This is a genomic window from Klebsiella oxytoca (assembly GCF_009707385.1).
In the GTDB taxonomy this organism is placed as follows: domain Bacteria; phylum Pseudomonadota; class Gammaproteobacteria; order Enterobacterales; family Enterobacteriaceae; genus Klebsiella; species Klebsiella oxytoca_C.
On sequence record NZ_CP046115.1, the window covers coordinates 651,620 to 669,869 of the forward strand.

Consider the following 18,250-nt stretch of genomic DNA (forward strand, 5'->3'; position numbering starts at 1 on the left):
GGATTGTTCGTACGAACATGAGCTAGCATGGTAGCAAAACCGTTGGATGAAGTCTTTAGATTTTTAGGAACAAGCAAATGACTGTTTACCTTGATTACAGTGCAACTACTCCTGTCCTTCCTGAGGTGGCCGATCTTGTCTATAGCATGATGGTTGAAGAGTATGGTAATGCTGGAAGCCGCACACACGAGTATGGGGTTAATGCAAAAAGAGCCGTAGAGTTGGCTCGCCATCAAGTTGCAGCGGTAGTAAAGGCTGATAAAACTGAGGTCATTTTCACTAGCGGTGCGACTGAAAGCAACAATATAGCCATTTTAGGTTTGCGTGATTTTGCTGAGAACACAGGCAAAAAACATATAATCACCAGTAAGATAGAGCATAAAGCTGTATTGGAGCCTATTGCGCATTTAGAAGCGCAAGGTTTTAATGTGACTTATCTTGATGTTACATCAGATGGGCAGATTGATACTGCACAGTTAAAAAGATCATTGCGAGAAGATACAGTGCTCGTATCGATTATGCATATTAACAACGAGACTGGCGTTATTCAGCCTATTGATGAAGTGTGTCAATTGTTGAGTGAGCATCATGCATATTTGCATGTCGATGCGGCACAAAGTTTCGGTAAGTACCCATTCAATCTTGAAAATACACGTATTGATTTCATTAGTGTTAGCGGGCATAAGCTTTACGCACCAAAAGGCATCGGTGCTCTTGTCATACGACGTCGTGGCTATCTTAAATCGCCGCTAAAACCAATATGTTTCGGTGGTGGTCAGGAAAAAGGATTACGGCCTGGTACTTTGGCTACACCGCTAATAGCAGGATTAGGATTGGCTTGTGAGGTGGCTATGAAAAATGCAGATAAATGGTTCGAACATGTTTCTGCATTGAAAAACGAATTTATTTCCACTATCACTAAAATTGGGGGGGTGATTAATGGGGTGAATACTTCACCCTACGTTTTAAATTTTTCTATACCTGGAATTAATTCTGAGGCGGCTATGGTGCAGCTGAAAGGAGTTATTGCAGTTTCAAATGGTTCAGCTTGTACTTCCAGCAGTTATCTCCCATCCCATGTGCTAGTCGCTATGGGAATGGATGCAGAACGGATCAATGGCTCAATCCGAGTATCCTTTGGTGCTTGCACACAACAAGTCCCCTATGACGATATCCAGAAGAAGTTAAAGGCATTGATTTAATAGTAGCTATCAGGTTGTGATGGATTGATTCTACAACCATAGACATTTTCTGTCCTTACAACGAGCCTGTTAAAAGGTCTCCGTATTAATCCCGACAACATGACTGTGATTTCGGTCACGAACCATATCGCTTAAGTCTGTTGCTCTTCTCCTGAATGAAGACGTTAGGCTAGATTTTTTCCCAGGAACACGGTGCATGACAAAGCGGTCTGGATGCAGCATCATCGCGTACTCACTGGGAATTGGAGCTCCTCGTCCGGATGCCGCCAATACGTCGCAGTCCGGTATCTGCTGCCTGATAAGTTAATGCCGCCAAGTAATGTACGAAATGTTCTTTCTGCGATTCATTGGCACAAACGTAAATCATCGTGTAAGTATCCCAGCTTTAGTTCCACGCACTTTTTGAGAGTTCCGGGTTTTCAGCCATCAGCCGGTACTCTTCCGGCGTCAGGTTATTCAGGGATTCATGAGGCCGCTCGTTGTTATATTCCATCAGCCAGCGCCCGGTAATTTCCCGTGCTTCATTTAGTGTTCTGAACAGATAAAAATCCAGAATTTCTGTCCGGTATGTCCGGTTGAACCGTTCGATAAAAGCATTTTGTGTAGGCTTACCCGGCTTGATAAATTCGAGCTGCACGCCATGTTCTTCGGCCCATTGTGCCAGCGCCACCGAGACCAGTTCTGGCCCATTGTCCATCCGCATTTTCAGCGGATATCCGCGGTTTGCCACTATCCTGTCCAGTACCCGGACGACACGCTGAGCCGGGATATTCAGGTCGATTTCTATCGCCAGTGCTTCACGGTTAAAATCATCCACCACATTGAAGGTCCGGAAGCGCCTGCCGCAGACCAGCGCGTCATGCATAAAATCGATGGACCAGCTCTGGTTTAACGCTTGCGGCGTCGCCAGTGGTTCTGGATTACGTACTGGCAGCCGCTGTTTTACCTTGCGACGAAAATTCAGTTTCAGCAGGCAGTAAATCCGGTGAACACGTTTATGGTTCCAGGTGTTGCCCTGCCTGCGCAGCAGCTGGAACAGCTTCTTAAAACCGTAGCGCGGATAGCGTTCTGCCAGCTCAGTCAGCGTATGGATCACCGGTTCATCACGCCGGGTATCAGGCTGATAAAAATACACCGTCCTGCTCAGCGATAACGTCCTGCAGGCCTGGCGTAAACTCATGGCAAATTGCGTCGTCAGATAGCCGACGAGTTCACGCTTTATCGCTGGTTTTAAAGCTTTTTTTCGATGACGTCTTTAAGTGCCCTGCACTCAAGGCTGAGATCAGCAAACATCTGTTTAAGCCTCCTATTCTCGTCTTCAAGATCTTTGATTTTTTTAATATCGGCCGCTTCCATCCCGCCATACTTTGCCTTCCAGTTGTAGTAGCTGGCTTCGGAAATAGCGGCCTCACGACACACATCTTTGACGGTCCTGCCCGCTTCGAGGGACTTCAGGACGGCGATGATCTGGTGCTCGGTGAATCGGATCTTACGCATAGCGATCTCCTCAGGGGACATAATCAGTATGTCGGAAGATCTCTAAAAGTGAATGGGCCGTTTTGCAGGGATACTTACAATCTGTTCGTCGGAAAAACGCTTCATCATGGGCATGTCCTCATGTGGCTTATGAAGACATTACTAACATCGCGGTGTATTAATCAACGGGGTGCAGGTCAACCTCGCTGTCCATATTCCATTCTATAGAAAAGGCTTAGAACCGAAGTACTACATGATGCAGCACTTCGTTGTTATCGAGTTGCTAAGAATATCAGCATTCGTGCAATCATGGTTCATGCACTTACTTAATAAGCTGAAGATTTCTATATTTACCATGGTTTTAAAACTGTAGTAGTTAAATTATACAGTCCCGTAGATTTACTATTGAAGGGTTCTGATAATAGCCCGTACCAATGGCTACACCTAATTCACATTTTGCTCCGACCCACAAAGTCTCAGTGGGTCAGATTTGTCCTGTCAGATATAAGTAACCCGCATCACAGCAGTTCCGCTAAATGCTCCAGCGCTGTCTGGCGTCCCGGACAACGTGACGGTCATGCTATGTTTGTTTACACCGTCAGACCCCGTAAACGTTTTTCCAAGTTCAGCCCCGTCTACTGTAATTTTCGCTTCGAGATTGTTGGACAGGATGATTTTAACTGGTGTTGTCGACAGCGTGTAATTTATATTCTTCCCTACACACATAACCCCTACATCCCGCGTCTCTGAGGCTCCCGATGCGTCTTCCTTTTTGATTGTTCCAAATGCGAACGTAATCGATGGCTCAGACATGTAACAATATCCTGGAGGTGGTGGCTTCACTGAATCGGTCCCTCCACTACACGCCGCCGCTTGAATCGTTACTACTGAAGCGTTGGGCACAACCCTGAGACTTCTTTCGTTAACCAGATATCCGAACCGGGTACATGAGTACGATTCAAACTCACCACTCACAGTGAAGCGCCCCGGAGGCCTCTGCGGGGCTGTCGTCAGGAGCGCTTGTCCCCAGTTATTCGCTGAAATCCCCTGGGAAGTCGGCAACAATTCGTACCGCCATGTCCCGTTCCGTTTTACGGTCAGATAGAATTCCAGCCGCCCACTAGGAATCGATACATTTGACGATACGTCACCCAAGGTCGTATATATAGCCCCTTCGACTGAACCCAGTTCAAACGTGGATGTTCCGTCCGGGTTATTTTGAATATTACTGGGAACATATCGCAATGGATACATATATCCCGATGTATCTGCAATGCTTTCGTTAACGAACAGAAATAAGCACACGGTTATAGTTGTGCGAATGCGGAGGTTCATACGCGTCCTTAATGGTTGTTTTGATTCGACGGGCATCTGTGCCCAGTTTTTCCACCGCTGCATATATGTCCACACCCGGCCCATGGCCTCCAGGCCACTCATTAAGCCACCGGCTGGTATCACGGTGTTTTTTATAAGTGTTACTGATATTCCGCGCGAAGAGTAGCGGTGGCACTGAACGCCCCCTCCGTTAATTCCACTCCGTTGCGCTGAACAAGAACGGCTTCAATATTTGGCAATGTGGTGCTGTTGACATTGATTGCCTCATCCAGTTTAAAAGGCTGACCATTTTGATAAATTTTCACGCCCAGATTTGCCTGTTCAGGCGTCACTACGGTGGCATTATCAGCATCAAACCCAGCAGCATTACCGCGCACACTTAGTCGTAACTGCCACGAAAGAGTGTTTTCTTCACATTTCAGAGATAACGGTACGGTTTTGCGGTAATTCCCTTCCTCCACTTTCTTTATCCGAACATCACCGAACGAAACATATACAGGACCGTCTTCACTTATTGAACAAGATGGCGGAGTTACGAGGGTTCCGACAAACTCAAGGTTTTCAGGATCAGCAGCCTGAGCAGACGACAGGAAAGTCATCACGAAACCAGCCAGTAAACATGCAGTATATTTTGATTTATTGTGCATCATCGGTTCAGTTCCCACGTCATTTACTGATACTCCACAACCAAAGACGCCATTACTCTGAAGGGGCCTCCGCTCAGTGTCACACCATTTTGCTTAACTGGCGCTGCGTACAACAACGGTATATTTGGGTCGGTGAAATCTACCCAGGTACCGACGTTCAGACGTGTGTTACCGTTATACAAAGCTATTCCCAGACCGGTTTTGCCTCCAGCGAGTACTGTACTGTCAAAATTTGCCGAGGCACCCGTTATCCTTATCTTCTGTTTCGACGACGCCGCCATACTGCAATCTAAATCGAAGTCGATAAGTTTTCGATATTGCGTCCCGTCCAGACGCGTAGTCATAACCTCGTTACCAAAGTCGACAGTGATGACCTTGTTGTTATTTACCACACACGGGGGTGCCTCTATCAGAGTGCCACTGAAGTTAACAGTGGCATCGGCAAGTACATTCGAACTAACGAGAAATGCCAATATAAGCAATGCATTAGGAATTTTAATTGGGTTCATTATATGTATCTCCTGTACATCACTGGTACTCAATGACCATAGTGCCAGTGCCGGAAAACGAACCAGCCGTTAATGTCGTATTATCCTGAGCCACAGGTACAGCCCACAGTTTTGGTTTATTGGTTTCCCCATTGAAATTGACATAATTTCCAGGCGTTAAAACAGTATTGCCATCAGCACCACTGAATAAGCGGATACCGAGCCCTCCTTTAGTTGTGAGCAGTAATCCGGAGCCAAAACTAGACAACGAGCCACGAATAGTCAGCTTCAGTGCATTGCTGGTCAGACCGGTACAGGAAAGTCCATACTGGATCTCTTTTTTATATGTCGTACCGTCCACCTTGCGAGTAATCAGGTCATCGCCAAATTTCACGTCTATAGTGTCATTGCCATCAATAACGCATTGAGGGCCATCAATCAGAGTACCAGTGATGTTGATGGTAGTAGTGTCCCCTTCGGCCGCAGTCACTTGCCCACCAGAAAGTAGTAATATGGCTCCGACGATCATCGGATATATCCAGGATGTTGTTGAGAGTTGGCGTGTCATATCAGCCTTCCTTTGGTAATTCCACTTTTCCCGCCCGGCAGAGAGTACCGGTGCAAAGAAACGGCAACAGGCGTGCACTTCCATAGTCATTTATGAACATCAATGTCGGATTATTTCCAATCCGAATAGCTGGTAGTTCCAACGTCTTAGAATCTTTTGGAGAAACCATAGTTGGCTCGAAGTCGTCCAGTGCTTTGTTGTGCAGGCCACTTCGAACTTCTACGAATGAAAAATGGTATGGAGTTGGATTATTAATCTCATAGTGTTCCCCCTTACGGATGAGCGTCAGCGTTTCAGTACCAGGTACCACATCAAGAATTGGTTCCACTTTAATTCCCTTTGGGCGCCAGAAAACTTTCATTCGCGTCTGCATGGCTAACATTAAAACGTTAGGCTTATCAGATTTGGGCGGGATCTCTCGTAAGTTAAGCCAGAAAACACTTTCTCTATCTTTAGGAAGCAAGGTAGTGTCGGAGACCTGCCTAATTCTGATCATTGTTCTACCATCGGGTTCAATACGCTGTAAGGGGGGTAAAACCATCAGCGGACTATTTATTTTTTCTTCTTTCTCATTCTCCATCCAGCCCTGAGCAAGATAAGGATCCTGAGCATTATTATTTTTTACACTCAGTCCGACAGTCTTATCTCCTTCATTAAAAATGACACGAGAGCGTTCTACCGATAATGCAGCATATACGGAAGAAGTTATAAAAAAAAGTAATACGGGCCATAGAGAGACCTTCACCTTCAAATTCATTTGTATCACCATGTCCGTCTGATTTAATCCATGAAGAATATCATTAACATCCCAATTAATATTTTAAAGTAACGGGGATATTTTATTTTATATAACACCCGGCTGGGTCGGTGTTAATCGTTTGTATCGATCGATAACAAAAAATCAAAAGGCGATGTCTATCAATAAGCATTAATCGATCGTTAAATCCTATGGTTTTTAACAAAGTACCTTGGAAATAAATTTAATATTTTTTTATATAAATTAACTAGTTATATAAAATATCGCCTTAATTTATCCAATTGTCATGATGAAGTGTTTACATTTTGTCACCATCAGCTCTTATCTCCTGTGAAAATAAATTAGGATTATGCAAAAGGAAGAATCTTAATTTATTGGGATTTCATTGAGATATACAGAGAAGGTTTTCAGAAGGTAATCACTATTATTGGAACCACTTGGTATGAGGTGGAGGGATAAAAAGAAAAAAATAACATTCTGTTAAAGAAATGTGATTAAAATTGGTGGGGTTATTATCAGATTAACCTAAATTTTCTCTCCATATTCATGGTCAAACTTAAGCAAACGTAGAGAGGTTATCCAGAGTAGGAAGGTATAATGCGTGTAGTAAATGAATAACGATAATTTATGCCTTCCTCTTCAGTCAGTAAAACAAGCTTTACGTATCGCGTTCACCTTCTTTGGCATATCGACTGCTCTAAATGTTAATAGCACGATGATGCGGGATACTTACAATAAGCCAGTGACTACCCACAATAGCGGAAATAAAGTAAAACAGTGAAAATGCGATAATCGAATTTACGCCTCCGCTGGCCAGTAACAATTGTATTGTTGTCTACCAGGCGCAAGCAAAAATGGCTATTGAAAATAGCCAGAAAACCCCGCTAACGATGTGAAGTTTTTTATTTTTTCAGTATCTACAGAAAAATGATTTTCTTCACAATGATATAAGAATGGGTTTTTAAGCAAACTCATTAATCGTACATCATATGAGTCGATATTTTTATCAGCGATAAACGCGATCAGCTTATGGGCGTGCCAGACAGGAAGAGTAATCCCGATCTGCTTATACTAAAATTTCATTTGTACCGTCTGATGCGTCCTCGAGAGTTTAGTGTCGGGTATTTCAGCGTTCGCTATCTCAGCGATTTTATTCAGCACCTCTATTTTTGTTTCAATAGCTACCTTTTCAAAGCGAATTTTTCGCTTTGCTGGCGGGCTGGACATCATCTTTCCAGCCCAGATAGATGATCTTTTTAGCCACATATAAAATAGCGGGTAGCAATACAAGCTTTGCAATATCTATCTCGTTAATGGCGCCCATATTTATTCCTTTACAAAATGAATACGTAATGAATTTGCAATACTGAATTTATTTTATGTAGCCCTCATTATTATGAGGGCTTCGATATGGCGAATACCTGGGCTAGCTCCTGCTCTGACTTAACGCCATTCGCCCAAAACGGCCCCTGCCCGGAGACCGTTATGCTTAAAGACTGAAGCCAATCTCCACCGATGCCGCACTGCGTTCCCCCTCGCCATGGTAAACCGCTTCTATGTTGTTACCATCGGGATCGAGTACAAAGGCCGCATAGTATCCCGGTTGATAAGTTCGCTCACCGGGTGCTCCGTTATCACTGCCGCCGTGTGCCAGCGCCGCCTGGTAAAAAGCATCCACCGTCTCACGATCCCTGGCCTGGAAAGCCAGGTGATGGCGTCCTGTCGGCTTACCTGCGGAACCGGGGCTATTAATGGATGAAACAACAAGCTCATCAGCCCAAAAATAATCGTCGTAGGTATTCACGACAGGGATCTCAAGGACCGCCAGCACGGCTGTATAAAACGCTTTGCTGGCCTCGAAATCATTTACCACAAGCTGGATATGGTCGATAAGCCTGCCGCGATGTAATCGGTAAGTCTCCATGATGGTTTCCTCATGCAGTCGTATTAACAGGTACTTATCCGTTATCTAAAACGAACGTTGTACGGATTTGATGGATGAGTACAGGCCCGGGATGGCGATGAACCTCAGTCAATAGAGCATGACATTAAAATCCTGCCTGTCACCGCAATCCTGGCCCCTCAACCCCGTCCCCCAATCACCCCGATAAACTCTCTGACCTGCTTCTGCTTCCTGGCCGACAGCTTCTCCACCCTGCGCATCGCAGCTTCCAGCTCCGGTTCCGGCTCAACCGCCGTCAGCACAATACAGCCATTCATCACCCGCACCTCAACCCGGGTGCCGGTCGAAAACCCTGCCGCCGCCAGCCACTCGCCCTTCATGATCAGCGCCGGAACAAGACGACGATCTGGCAAACGCCTCACATAACTCACCGTCAACTGACGCTTATTTTTCGGCGACACTTCTGGATCAAACGAATCTACAATACAATCAGCATTAGTCATGGTTGCTATTCCCTATAAATAGTAATTGTGATCAGCGGTGCGGGTGTGTTGGCGCACATTCGCACCGCGCTAAATAACACCTGTAAACCTAACCAGTAATAAAAATAAAGTCCAGAATTTAATCGGACATAATAAACGCCTTTAACCACGAATTAAGAATTAACAGAATACGTGATGCTATTAATTAGCGCCTGCGGAAAATGTCTTTCCTGATATTGCTGAAATAACCGCAAAGCAGATTCAAAAAATAAAAGCGAGATAATGCCCGCAGCAGGATGCCCATGCCCAATTACGGGCACCCCATCTCTTTTGCCAGCGTCCCCTTCCTGGACTTCAGGCGGCGGGCGATACCTGCCGGCAGGGCGGACCAGAACGAGAGCCCCGGATGAGTTCGCCGCTCAATCTCGTCCACCGTGATCTGATAATCACAAAAACTGGCGCTTTTGGGCGTCGCCTGATCCAGCAAAAACGCCGCGTATTCGCCCTTATCCGGACTGGAGCCGATAAAAATAATCTTCCAGTAGCCGCTGGGAAGCCCCACCTCGGGCGCGGCGGACAGGGTGGCGATATGCCGTTCGAACAGCGGCCCGGTAACGGCCCACACCGCCGCCACGTCGCTGCGCAGGGCGAGGGCGCGCTCCTTATCCTCCAGCCTCGCCCACTCCTACTGATTCAGGTTGGCGGCCTGCGGGGTGATATTGGAAAGATAGTTTAACGCCTGCCAGTCTGCGCTGGCCCCTCTATATGCCGTGAGTGCAAGGGTATCCGCAGTGGGTAAATATGGATCGCGCCTCCAGCCACGCGAACGCCCGCTGGCCAGGCTGAGCCGGCGGGAATATGCCCAATAAAGCGTAAAGCAGCGATGCATTCAGGTCGTTGTCTGAAAACATGTCACGACAGGGGAAAACGCTTCTCTCTGAGTGGGGGATTACTCAGACTACACAGATGACAGATTAAGGAGAGAATATATGAAAAAGGAAGTCTGGGGAGGGCTGATGACATTGGCCGTACTCAGCGCCCCCGCGCTCGCGGAAACAGGCATTTCATTCAGTCACAAAGACTGGGAAGTGGTGTGTGATAACACGCTGACCTGCCGGGCGGCGGGGTACAGCCACGAAGAAGGAAAGGGTGGCTCGGTATTGCTGACCCGTCAGGCCGGAGCAGGCACTGCCGTCTCGGGAGAGCTGATGCTGGCGGAGATTGAGGATAGTGAAGTTGTGCCTGACAAATTAACGCTCTGGATCAACGGCCACTCGGCAGGCGATGTGAAGCCCGGAAAAGAGAGCTGGGCGCTGTCGGATAAACAGACCCGGGAGATTGCTAACGCCATCAAAGGCAGCGGGAATGTCGAATTGACAGGCGGGGAAGAGCCATTTGTACTCTCCGGCGAGGGTGCTTATGCGGTACTGCTGAAAATGGACGATGTTCAGGGGCGAATCGGTACGCCGGGCGCGTTGACCAAAAAAGGCGACAGGCCGGAAAGCAGCGTCCGGGCAGCGATTCCCGCTCCGGTGATTCACCGGGTCATGCCTGTGCAAGCACAGCAAAGAGTCCTCACCGCGCCTGAGCTGGCCGTGCTCAAGCCGAAGTTTCTGGCCACGCTAAAGAACGATGACGGGTGCGAACGCATCCAGCCTGGGGAGGGGGAGGAGCCTGAAACCATCAGCCTGACGCCGCTTGATAACGCCCATTCCCTGATTTCAGCCTCCTGCTGGCGGGCTGCGTATAACACTGGCGAAGGTTACTGGGTTATCGACAGCCAGCTTGCGGGCGAGCCGGTGCTTATCACGGTTTCCGGTTCTGAGTATGGCGACGGCGAGATCTTTATGAGCCAGAAAGGGCGAGGGCTCGGTGATTGTTGGGGGACGGCGAGCTGGATTTGGGATGGCGCTACGTTTCGTAAAAGTCGCGAAGCGACGACTGGAATGTGCCGCTATCTGCGTTTGGGCGGTACCTGGGATATGCCAACATGGGTCACGAAGATTCAATGAAAAGATGATTGATTTACGTCGATTTTAGAGCGCCAGCAACGCTGCTTTATCTGATTTTTCAAGGCTGAATACTAGCCTGTGCGTGGCGTAACGTATGAAAGCTATAGCGATGAGCTGAAGAACTTATGGAAGTGTGCCCCGCCATTAACGGCGGGGCGGACGTATCAGAACAGGTTAAATTTATATTCGATGATCACTTCCGACGAGAGCGAGTTGGCCCGGCTGTAATGGCCGTCGGTCAGCACTGGCGTTTTGCCATTCATTCGATAGGACCACCCAGGTCCGAACATCGCCCAAACGGTGAGATTTTTCAGTCTTGGGTGCGTGGGTTCCCAGCGGCTGAAGGCGTTAATTTCCCCCGTGCGGACATGGTTGCCGCGGTAATTAAACTGGGCGATATTGCCGGCCAGGCCGATAGCCAGCTCTGGCGTCAGGTTATAGTCCGACATATTGGAAAGGACCAGCTCACCGTCGCGCATGTAGTCATTACCGGCATAGGCCATGGAAGTAAAGGTCCCGCGCGAGTTTTTACTCATATGGCGCGGATAGAAGCCCACTTCATTGGCCTTATTGGCATCGGTATAGCCCAGGCCCCATTTAGTGCTCCAGTTATCGGCCTGCCACTTAACATCCATAGCGATGTGCCAGGCGTCGTCGTCAAAGTCACGCTTATTCGCCGGCATAGATTTATACTCGTCCAGCGCGTGGGTGGCATAGACCTGAGTACCAATATTTAGCGCTTTTGTGGGCTTAAGGTTAGTAAAAAGAATATGACGGCGCAGATAGTTGTCGCTTTCACCATAGCCGTACTGCATGTTCAGGTGCTCGCTTTGCCATACAATATCGCCGCTGGCGAGGTGATTAATATATTGCCCGCTGTTGGTCTGAAAACGTTTCTTATCCGGCGAGTTACGGTCCATCGAGCTTTCAATGTATGCACCCCGTAACGTTATCGGGCCGTAGTTCACCGCGCCGGTCCAGCCTAAATAGGTGGTCGGAGAGAGTCTGGTAGAGTTGGAGATAACGCCAAAGTTTTTCATAGTCTGCCAGCCCCAGCGGGCGTTCAGATTGACGTCTGCCAGCTGATATTGCAGCTTAACGTTGCGTTGACCAAATTTAGAAAATCCTTCGGCGTTGCCTTTTTTATTACCGCTGCCATTATTGTAGAGCACGCCACGAGAGTTAAAGTAATCGCTGGCGCCAAGTTTTACTGCACCATAGTAGGTTGCATCAAAGCCAATAATATCGGCAAAATAGCCGGATTGATAATCGACGGCAACGCCCTGGCCCCATGCGTTATGGACTTTCTTTGGCTCGGTTTCTTCTTCCTTAAGATATTTCCAGTAGTTCTTAAAAGATAAATTCATATGCGACTGGCTAAATAACGGATCGTCGAGAACCGTATCAACCATATCGCGTTCGTGTATATTGTTTGCTGCTGTAGCGGACCAGGCGCTGGCGGGAAGAGCCAGCATCATCATGGCGACTGTGATAGTATTGATTTTCATAATAAACCCCAGAGTAGGGACGCAGCGATCCAGGCGCGATCTTTTCGCCTGAAGCCTGTCATAATAAATAATTAAGTATTGGTTTTATTTTTTATCGAGCGATTTTTTTCCGGCTTCGACATATTTCATTGTGCCGATTTCAGGGACGGTGTATTTCCCGTCTTTATAAACAATCTTGACGACGGCAGCATTAGAAAGCGGTTTGTTTTTCGCGTTATCGTCCGTTAAATCAGAGATCATGATTTGCATTGAGGTACCGGATGAAATTGCCAGTACATTTTTATCGCCCCGGGCCAGTGCGTTTTCAACAATAGTACGCAGTGCCGCTTGGGTACGGGTTTTTACCTGTTGATAGTTTTCCGCCATGCCTTTAGGGTCAGCGGCTGCCAGCGCATTCTGGTTTGTATCAACGGTCAGCGTTCCCGCTTTCATTTGGCTGAAAAGCGCGGCGCCATCTTTCAGGCCAAGCTGTTTTGCCCCTGCGTCGGCCATATCTTTGTTATAGCCACCTTCGAAACCGCCGAAGAAGGCTTCTCGCAGGCCGCTTAGCTCAGTAAGGTGGTAGTTACTTATTCCAGCTTGCTTGAGGATGACCTGCATAGTTTCGCGCTGACGGCCGGCGTCGCTGGAATAAAAGCTATCAAAGGGAATATCTTTTAACCCCTCGCCAAGGTAGCGGGCAACGCGAATACCGTCTTCGGTGAGCGGAGAGTCCACCCAGCCCTGTACGCGATCAAAAGTATTCAGCAGGGTTTTTCCATGACGGGCGAAATAGATATTTACACCGTCGTCATTTTTAACTTCTGCTGCGGAACAAGTTGCTGCTCCTGCCGCCATCATTAATGCTATTAGCCACTTCTTCATATTACACTCCACCTGAATGGTCTTTTTATAAGCAAAAAAAAACCTACGTCAGATATCCGACACGGGGCATAAATAATACTATGCTCGCTCGAACTATCTGACGTAGGTTTCGCCTGTTGTTAACAGTAACAATCCAACTGTGGCGACGTTATCACTAAGTATGAGAAAAAACATCCTCTATTTTTTATTAATATCAATAAATGTGATCATCTTCATGAAGCTAATTTAGGCTAGTTGAGTTGTATCTTAAGTTTAATTTTCGGATTAATTGGCAATTTCTTGATGAAATAGTTAAAGAGGGTTGATCTCTGTCACAAAATACATCCCTTACCTCTGGACTCTTTCCCGGCCTGGCGTTATTTTCGCTCCACTCTGGGATTGTTACTGACCACAGGCAAAACCTAAGACCCTTGTTCGCCGACTCGGCTTGCAGCAGGGGTCTTAGGTTTTTTTTTGCGCCTAAGAAATACCTCTGCTATCCAACAAGGAGTGAAGATGAGAACGAAAATTCTGACTGCCGCCATTCTGGCGTTATCATCAGCTGGCGTACAGGCTGCTGAAAAACCGCTAAAAATATTGCTGGTTAATGACGATGGCTGCGAGTCTGTTGGTACCACCTCGCTGCAGGAAAAACTGGCGGCAAAAGGGTATGACGTCTGGTTGGTGGCTCCGGCAACCAATCAGAGCGGTATCGGATCGGCCATCACCTTTAAAACGGGTAAAGTTTTTGATGTTAAAAAAGTGGCCGATAAGCGCTACTGCTTCCCTGGAACGCCCGCGGATGCGCTTGATTTCGGCCTTTGGGGAGTTCTGAAAGACGCTCCGCCGGATCTGGTGATTTCTGGCGTTAATGATGGTCCTAATACCGGGATGGCTCAGGTTAACTCCGGTACCGTCAGCGCTGCGGCGCGAGCCTTGCGCTACGGTTTCCCGGCGATCGCCGCCAGCATTGGCTATCGATTCACAGAAGAAGAGATGAAAAATAAATGGCCGAGTACGCATAAATATTGGCCTGACTCGGTAGATTATGTTGTCTCTCTGGTGGATAAACTTAATTCTGCTCATAAACCGGGAAGCCCGATTTTGCCGCAGGGCTCTGGGTTGAGCATCAACTATCCGCCGCTGCCGTCGGCTGAAATTAAGGGCGTTCATTATATTGAGAATGAACAGTTCCCAACCCCACAGATTGGTTATGAACTCCTGCCGGACGGAACCGCGAAACAAACGATGAATCCGGAGGCGCTGAAACCAGCGGAAGGCGATGATGATTCAGGCTGGCTGAACAAAGGGTATATTACTTACACCCTGTTTGATGGTTCATGGAATGCGCCGCAGTATCAGGCTCAGTATGAGGCTTTACTCGGGAAGTGAGGTAGTAGCAGTACAGATGCTACAGCGATATAAAAAAGAGGGCGCGTTAACCGCGTCCTCTTTATATGAACAGATTTATGAAATATTATTCGTCGAAGAACCAGTAGCCCTGGTTAATCAAACGGGTCAGCTCGGCGATAAAGCGCGGATTGTTCAGCGCGGCTTCATCTAGCTCATCCTTGCCTAGCAGGGTATAGCGGCAAAGCGCATCCAGAGCCTGAGGTTCTGTCGGATCTAATTGTTCGCTATTCACAAAGAAGCTCTCGCCAATATTCAGTACGCGCAGGCCGCTCAGGCGAGTCAGTTTCTCACCACCCATCAGCGCATCGCGGATCTCTTCTTCTTCATAAGGCGGTTCTGCTGGCGCAATGTCCAGTTCATGACGTGGCGTGGTAGCAAAACGCCCAAACCACTGGCGGAAATCTTCCGGCTGGTTAATCATCTCAAGCATCATGCTGCGCAGGCGATCCAGTTCATATTCTTCTACCCGGCCCGGATGTTCGCGGCAGGTTAAATCCGCATCGCTGTAATGCTCGCCGCCGAGATCGTTTTCCAGCGCGTAATCGGCAAAGCTGCTGATCAAATCACGACCATTAGGTCCACGGAAGCCGACGGAGTAGTTAAGCGCCGTTTCATGGGTTATCCCGTCGTGCGGGAATCCCGGTGGAATATATAAAATATCGCCAGGTTCCAGATCCTCATCAATAATCGGTGGGAACGGATCGACGTGTAGCAGAGCTGGATGCGGGCAGAACTGACGCATCGGCAGCTTGTCGCCTACGCGCCAGCGGCGGCTCCCCATCCCCTGAATAATAAAAACATCGTACTGATCGATATGTGGACCAACGCCGCCTCCAGGTACGGAAAAAGAGATCATCAGATCGTCTAAACGCCAGTCAGGCAGCACGCGAAAGGGGCGCACCAGCTCCGCAGCGGGCATGTGCCAGTGGTTTACCGCCTGAGCCAGTAATGACCAGCCGGTTTCACCCAGGTCGTCAAAATGTTCAAACGGCCCGTTGCTGGCCTGCCATTGTCCATTCTTGAGGCTTACCAGCCGACTATCGACTTCCGGTTCCATTGCCAGCCCGGCCAGCTCATCCGGCGTAATCGGATCGACGAAATTTGCGAAAGCCTTCTTTATTATTACCGGCTGCTTTTGCCAGTACTTTTCCAAAAATTCGGGCCAGTTAATGTTGAGTTGATAAGCCATGGGTTTATACCAATAAGAAGAAACGGGCCTGATTATAGAAATATGCCTCCTTATACCGCTTTGTCATGGGTCAAGGCTGATGCTTAATTCATCATCTGAAGTTATGTCATAAGAAGATGAAGGGGGCGCTGAAGTAGCTAAAAAATGAATTCCGCAAAATCTCACTTCTAACCGAGGATGGCTACAACCCTTGCGGTAGCTGGGTTCTTACTGTTTTACGTAGTATGAATTCGTCTCGGGAAGTTTAAATTATGAGCGCTTGATAAGTTTTTTGTATTTTAAGGGTTGCTATATCTCAGGAGCTCCCTATAATGCGCTCCCACTGACACGGCAGATGTGAATCACTTCACACAAACAGCCGGTCGGTTGAAGAGAAAAAATCCTGAGATTCAGGGTTGACTCTGAAAGAGGAAAGCGTAATATACGCCACCTCGCAACGGTGAGCGAAAGCCGCGTTGCACTGCTCTTTAACAATTTATCAGACAATCTGTGTGGGCACTCAAAGTGACATGGATTCTTAACGTCCTCGGACGAAAAATGAATACCAAGTCTCAAAGAGTGAACACGTAATTCATTACGAAGTTTAATTCTGTGAGCATCAAACTTAAATTGAAGAGTTTGATCATGGCTCAGATTGAACGCTGGCGGCAGGCCTAACACATGCAAGTCGAACGGTAGCACAGAGAGCTTGCTCTCGGGTGACGAGTGGCGGACGGGTGAGTAATGTCTGGGAAACTGCCTGATGGAGGGGGATAACTACTGGAAACGGTAGCTAATACCGCATAACGTCGCAAGACCAAAGAGGGGGACCTTCGGGCCTCTTGCCATCAGATGTGCCCAGATGGGATTAGCTTGTAGGTGAGGTAACGGCTCACCTAGGCGACGATCCCTAGCTGGTCTGAGAGGATGACCAGCCACACTGGAACTGAGACACGGTCCAGACTCCTACGGGAGGCAGCAGTGGGGAATATTGCACAATGGGCGCAAGCCTGATGCAGCCATGCCGCGTGTATGAAGAAGGCCTTCGGGTTGTAAAGTACTTTCAGCGGGGAGGAAGGTGTTGTGGTTAATAACCGCAGCAATTGACGTTACCCGCAGAAGAAGCACCGGCTAACTCCGTGCCAGCAGCCGCGGTAATACGGAGGGTGCAAGCGTTAATCGGAATTACTGGGCGTAAAGCGCACGCAGGCGGTCTGTCAAGTCGGATGTGAAATCCCCGGGCTCAACCTGGGAACTGCATTCGAAACTGGCAGGCTGGAGTCTTGTAGAGGGGGGTAGAATTCCAGGTGTAGCGGTGAAATGCGTAGAGATCTGGAGGAATACCGGTGGCGAAGGCGGCCCCCTGGACAAAGACTGACGCTCAGGTGCGAAAGCGTGGGGAGCAAACAGGATTAGATACCCTGGTAGTCCACGCTGTAAACGATGTCGACTTGGAGGTTGTTCCCTTGAGGAGTGGCTTCCGGAGCTAACGCGTTAAGTCGACCGCCTGGGGAGTACGGCCGCAAGGTTAAAACTCAAATGAATTGACGGGGGCCCGCACAAGCGGTGGAGCATGTGGTTTAATTCGATGCAACGCGAAGAACCTTACCTGGTCTTGACATCCACAGAAGTTTTCAGAGATGAGAACGTGCCTTCGGGAACTGTGAGACAGGTGCTGCATGGCTGTCGTCAGCTCGTGTTGTGAAATGTTGGGTTAAGTCCCGCAACGAGCGCAACCCTTATCCTTTGTTGCCAGCGGTCCGGCCGGGAACTCAAAGGAGACTGCCAGTGATAAACTGGAGGAAGGTGGGGATGACGTCAAGTCATCATGGCCCTTACGACCAGGGCTACACACGTGCTACAATGGCATATACAAAGAGAAGCGACCTCGCGAGAGCAAGCGGACCTCATAAAGTATGTCGTAGTCCGGATTGGAGTCTGCAACTCGACTCCATGAAGTCGGAATCGCTAGTAATCGTGGATCAGAATGCCACGGTGAATACGTTCCCGGGCCTTGTACACACCGCCCGTCACACCATGGGAGTGGGTTGCAAAAGAAGTAGGTAGCTTAACCTTCGGGAGGGCGCTTACCACTTTGTGATTCATGACTGGGGTGAGTCGTAACAAGGTAACCGTAGGGGAACCTGCGGTTGGATCACCTCCTTACCTGAAAGAACCTGCCTTTGTAGTGCTCACACAGATTGTCTGATGAAAAGTAAATAGCAGGCGTCCTTGCGATTGAGACTTCAGTGTCCCCTTCGTCTAGAGGCCCAGGACACCGCCCTTTCACGGCGGTAACAGGGGTTCGAATCCCCTAGGGGACGCCACTTGCTGGTTTGTGAGTGAAAGTCACCTGCCTTTATATCTCAAAACTAACTCAGTGAGTTATGTTTGAGATATTTGCTCTTTAAAAATCTGGATCAAGCTGAAAATTGAAACGACACACTG

Annotated in this window: 15 protein-coding genes, 1 tRNA gene, 1 rRNA gene and 2 pseudogenes; 6 read left to right on the plus strand and 13 right to left on the minus strand. The window is 48.2% G+C overall.

The window, feature by feature from the left end:
• The first annotated feature begins 77 nt into the window (after positions 1-77).
• Positions 78-1,202, plus strand: a complete 1,125-nt coding sequence (dndA, locus tag GJ746_RS03065; RefSeq protein WP_154678881.1) for a cysteine desulfurase DndA — start codon at positions 78-80, stop codon at positions 1,200-1,202.
• A 385-nt stretch (positions 1,203-1,587) separates the two neighbouring features.
• Here the strand turns inward: dndA and GJ746_RS03070 are convergent.
• Positions 1,588-2,699 (minus strand): IS3 family transposase gene (locus GJ746_RS03070; RefSeq protein WP_154678882.1). Its coding sequence is split into 2 segments (ribosomal slippage): positions 1,588-2,438 and positions 2,438-2,699, totalling 1,113 coding nucleotides; the frame shifts between segments, so codons are not numbered across the junction.
• Positions 2,700-2,912: 213 nt separating this feature from the next.
• On the opposite strand from GJ746_RS03070, the pseudogene GJ746_RS25575 reads away from it, so the two are divergent.
• Positions 2,913-3,044, plus strand: a pseudogene (locus tag GJ746_RS25575) (GNAT family N-acetyltransferase); the annotation flags it as partial.
• A 132-nt stretch (positions 3,045-3,176) separates the two neighbouring features.
• Here the strand turns inward: GJ746_RS25575 and GJ746_RS03080 are convergent.
• The 9 genes and pseudogenes from GJ746_RS03080 to GJ746_RS03120 all read right to left on the minus strand — a co-directional run.
• Positions 3,177-3,491, minus strand: a complete 315-nt coding sequence (locus GJ746_RS03080; RefSeq protein WP_154678883.1) for a hypothetical protein — start codon at positions 3,489-3,491, stop codon at positions 3,177-3,179.
• A gap of 662 nt (positions 3,492-4,153) precedes the next feature.
• Complete coding sequence (locus GJ746_RS03085; protein WP_227852746.1) at positions 4,154-4,663, minus strand: fimbrial protein; 510 nt, start codon at positions 4,661-4,663, stop codon at positions 4,154-4,156.
• A 20-nt stretch (positions 4,664-4,683) separates the two neighbouring features.
• Positions 4,684-5,169: a fimbrial protein gene (locus tag GJ746_RS03090; protein ID WP_154678884.1), complete on the minus strand. Its 486-nt coding sequence runs from the start codon at positions 5,167-5,169 to the stop codon at positions 4,684-4,686.
• A gap of 19 nt (positions 5,170-5,188) precedes the next feature.
• A complete protein-coding gene (locus tag GJ746_RS03095; RefSeq protein WP_154678885.1) occupies positions 5,189-5,716 on the minus strand; it encodes a fimbrial protein in 528 nt (175 codons plus the stop codon).
• 1 nt (position 5,717) lies between these two features.
• The gene (locus tag GJ746_RS03100; RefSeq protein ID WP_154678886.1) at positions 5,718-6,473 is read right to left on the minus strand and encodes a molecular chaperone; all 756 of its coding nucleotides are present in this window, start codon (positions 6,471-6,473) and stop codon (positions 5,718-5,720) included.
• A gap of 1,189 nt (positions 6,474-7,662) precedes the next feature.
• Positions 7,663-7,797: a hypothetical protein gene (locus GJ746_RS25480; protein ID WP_264766556.1), complete on the minus strand. Its 135-nt coding sequence runs from the start codon at positions 7,795-7,797 to the stop codon at positions 7,663-7,665.
• Between the two features lie 165 nt (positions 7,798-7,962).
• Positions 7,963-8,397 (minus strand): VOC family protein, encoded by a 435-nt coding sequence (locus GJ746_RS03110; protein ID WP_154678887.1) that lies wholly within the window; start codon positions 8,395-8,397, stop codon positions 7,963-7,965.
• Between the two features lie 158 nt (positions 8,398-8,555).
• The gene (symE, locus tag GJ746_RS03115; RefSeq protein ID WP_154678888.1) at positions 8,556-8,879 is read right to left on the minus strand and encodes an endoribonuclease SymE; all 324 of its coding nucleotides are present in this window, start codon (positions 8,877-8,879) and stop codon (positions 8,556-8,558) included.
• Positions 8,880-9,168: 289 nt separating this feature from the next.
• Positions 9,169-9,741 (minus strand): annotated as a pseudogene (locus GJ746_RS03120) (DNA/RNA non-specific endonuclease); the annotation flags it as partial.
• Positions 9,742-9,847: 106 nt separating this feature from the next.
• Between GJ746_RS03120 and GJ746_RS03125 the strand changes: the two are divergent.
• Positions 9,848-10,870 carry a DUF1176 domain-containing protein gene (locus tag GJ746_RS03125; protein ID WP_154678889.1) on the plus strand — a complete coding sequence of 341 codons (1,023 nt, stop codon included), beginning with the start codon at positions 9,848-9,850 and terminating at the stop codon, positions 10,868-10,870.
• A 164-nt stretch (positions 10,871-11,034) separates the two neighbouring features.
• On the opposite strand, the gene GJ746_RS03130 is transcribed toward GJ746_RS03125, so the two are convergent.
• The gene (locus tag GJ746_RS03130; RefSeq protein ID WP_154678890.1) at positions 11,035-12,378 is read right to left on the minus strand and encodes an OprD family outer membrane porin; all 1,344 of its coding nucleotides are present in this window, start codon (positions 12,376-12,378) and stop codon (positions 11,035-11,037) included.
• An 84-nt stretch (positions 12,379-12,462) separates the two neighbouring features.
• Complete coding sequence (locus GJ746_RS03135) at positions 12,463-13,242, minus strand: histidine phosphatase family protein (RefSeq protein WP_154678891.1); 780 nt, start codon at positions 13,240-13,242, stop codon at positions 12,463-12,465.
• 495 nt (positions 13,243-13,737) lie between these two features.
• Here GJ746_RS03135 and surE point away from each other — a divergent pair, with 495 nt between their 5' ends.
• Positions 13,738-14,613, plus strand: a complete 876-nt coding sequence (gene surE / locus GJ746_RS03140) for a 5'/3'-nucleotidase SurE (RefSeq protein WP_154678892.1) — start codon at positions 13,738-13,740, stop codon at positions 14,611-14,613.
• Between the two features lie 85 nt (positions 14,614-14,698).
• Here the strand turns inward: surE and GJ746_RS03145 are convergent, their stop codons facing one another.
• On the minus strand, positions 14,699-15,823 hold the full coding sequence (locus GJ746_RS03145) for a cupin domain-containing protein (RefSeq protein ID WP_154678893.1): 1,125 nt from the start codon (positions 15,821-15,823) through the stop codon (positions 14,699-14,701).
• Between the two features lie 606 nt (positions 15,824-16,429).
• Between GJ746_RS03145 and GJ746_RS03150 the strand changes: the two genes are divergently transcribed.
• Together GJ746_RS03150 and GJ746_RS03155 are read left to right on the plus strand one after the other, a co-directional pair.
• Positions 16,430-17,968, plus strand: a 16S ribosomal RNA gene (locus GJ746_RS03150).
• Positions 17,969-18,053: 85 nt separating this feature from the next.
• Positions 18,054-18,129 (plus strand) — tRNA-Glu (locus GJ746_RS03155).
• Positions 18,130-18,250 lie beyond the last annotated feature (121 nt).